Here is a 2,430-nt window from a genome sequence, read left to right as displayed (position 1 = left end):
GGACGAAGGAGGAGGATATCGCCTCSGTCGCKTCRTGGATCATGAGCGAYAGCGGCGGCRCGCGCGGYGTKCGYGACGAYTTCTTCCGCGCCTCGGCCTTGCARYTGCTGACMGCRMTGATYGCTGAYGTTTGCCTCTCCGGCCACACGCCGGAGAACGACCAGACGCTTCGGCAGGTGCGCAAGAACCTCTCCGAGCCGGAGCCGAAACTGCGGGAGCGGCTGCAGTCGATCTACGACAATTCRRACTCSGATTTCGTSAAGGAAAAYGTCGCGGCYTTCGTSAACATGACGCCSGARACYTTCTCCGGCGTCTACGCCAATGCGRTCAAGGAAACMCATTGGCTGTCYTATCCGAMCTAYGCCGCSCTGGTCTCGGGATCGAGCTTTACGACGCAGGATCTCGGAGAGGGAAAGACCGACATCTTCATCAACGTCGATCTCAAGACGCTGGAGACGCATTCGGGCCTGGCGCGCGTCATCATCGGCTCGTTCCTCAACGCGATTTATAACCGCAATGGGCAGATGGAGGGCAGGGCGCTCTTTCTCCTCGATGAGGTCGCACGCCTCGGCTACATGCGCATCCTGGAGACAGCCCGCGACGCCGGTCGAAAGTATGGGATCACGCTCMTCATKATCTACCAATCGATCGGCCAGATGCGCKAGACCTATGGCGGCCGCGACGCMGCAAGCAAATGGTTCGAAAGCGCCAGCTGGATCAGTTTMGCGGCGATCAACGATCCCGAAACCGCCGATTACATCTCGCGCCGTTGCGGCATGACGACGGTCGAGATCGACCAGGTCAGCCGCAGTTCTCAGGCGAGGGGATCGTCTCKCACACGATCGAAGCAACTGGCCGCCAGACCTCTGATCCAGCCGCATGAGGTCCTGCGCATGCGTGCCGACGAGCAGATTGTCTTCACGGCCGGGAACGCACCGCTGAAATGCGGCCGTGCCATCTGGTTCCGGCGTGAGGATATGAAGAGGTGCGTCGGGACGAACAAGTTTCACCAGCTCGAAGACAGGCCCGACGCGCATCCGATCGAGCCGGCGCGCAGTGCAACGAGCAAGGCCGATCGAGCATAATGAAGAGTATCGGAGAAAACAGCATAGCGGCCGCACGAAAGGGCGGGATTTCGGGAATTCTCGTCGTGCGTGAGCGGGAAACAGCGCAGCCGCAGGAGCCTCAACATAGTGGCCCGCAGGGGAGGCGGGACGGACTGCGCCCCGCTTGCACACACCATCCTGCCGGCCGAGCGAAGGTCGAGCCATAAACGCAGATGTAACCGGGACCGGGATAGGCTGAGCCAAACAGAAAGGACGGGAAAGTGGCAAAATCGAACGTGGTTCCGTTCAGAAAACCGCGGAAGACTGGTGGCCGGGATGATCGACATCGCCTGCAGGGAAAATCGCCGCGGTCTCGGCGGGGCATCTCTCGCGGATCGATAATGGCGCTCCTTGCTGCCACGATCATTGCAGCGGGAAGCTGGCTTCTCTTCGGCGCCGCCGGCAACCTCCCCGGATTGTCAGTCCTGGCAAAGACACCTACATCAGACTCCCTATCGGCCTCGTTTTCATTCTGCGGCGAGAGCACGCGGATGAACTGCGTCGTCGATGGGGACACGTTCTGGTTCGAGGGCGAGAAAATCCGCATCGCGGATATCGACACACCGGAACTCAGTCCGCCGCRCTGCGAAGCAGAACGCATCAAGGGCGAGGCCGCGAAAGCACGTCTGCTGGCGCTTTTGAACGCCGGCAACTTCGCGCTGGTGGCTGGCTGGCGCGACGAAGACAAGTATGGCCGCAAGCTCCGGACCGTATTGCGATCGGGACACTCGCTMGGAGACATTCTCGTCAACGAGGGCCTTGCCCGGCGCTGGGACGGTGCCAGACACGGGTGGTGCGGCTGAGGAGACCGCGAGAGGATCGTTGCCGGATGGCMGAAACCGCCCGGCGGGTTCGGGGAGCTTCAGCGAGTAGAGCCGTGCGCCGAAGGCGTMTCGCCCAAGCCCACCAGTCGCGTTTMATCACAGATCTGAATCAATCCATGCCGACCGATTCATAAGTGTCGTTGGACGGGATTCCCGCGATCAGAGATTCTGACCTCATGATCGCGCAACCCTATCATCTCTATGTCGAGCGCTCGGACGCCTCGAAGAACATGGCGCGCTATTATGCCATGTCAATCGAGCCGAACCTGTTCGGCGATGTCTGCCTGCTGAGGAAGTGGGGTCGAATTGGCGCCAAAGGCCAGATGATGGTCCATCATTTCGGTCGGGAAGAGGAAGCCGTAGACCTGTTCCTCGATCTGCTCCGACGAAAGCGCAAGCGCGGCTATCGTCCGCGCGCCTCAGTGGGGAGATGAGAACGGCCCGCCGWAGCGGGCCGTGARRGCGCCTCATCGGCGCCGGTTCCAGTCRGTCTCGAAGGA

General features: G+C 61.2%; 3 protein-coding genes. All 3 read left to right on the top strand.

All coding sequences use genetic code 11. From position 1 onward, the window contains the following. On the top strand, window positions 1-1,085 hold a 1,085-nt coding region (locus QD357_RS31830; protein WP_414125987.1), incomplete at its 5' end, for a type IV secretory system conjugative DNA transfer family protein. A 362-nt stretch (window positions 1,086-1,447) separates the two neighbouring features. After that, on the top strand, window positions 1,448-1,909 hold the full coding sequence (locus tag QD357_RS31825) for a thermonuclease family protein (RefSeq protein ID WP_414125985.1): 462 nt from the start codon (window positions 1,448-1,450) through the stop codon (window positions 1,907-1,909). A gap of 197 nt (window positions 1,910-2,106) precedes the next feature. Continuing rightward, window positions 2,107-2,364, top strand: a complete 258-nt coding sequence (locus tag QD357_RS31820) for a WGR domain-containing protein (protein ID WP_285169555.1) — start codon at window positions 2,107-2,109, stop codon at window positions 2,362-2,364. Window positions 2,365-2,430: the final 66 nt, after the last annotated feature.

It is taken from the genome of Rhizobium sp. BR 317 (assembly GCF_047445835.1).
GTDB classification, from domain to species: Bacteria; Pseudomonadota; Alphaproteobacteria; order Rhizobiales; family Rhizobiaceae; genus Rhizobium; species Rhizobium paranaense.
The sequence above is the reverse complement of the archived record's forward strand: the minus strand, read 5'-3'. Positions and strand labels throughout refer to the sequence as shown.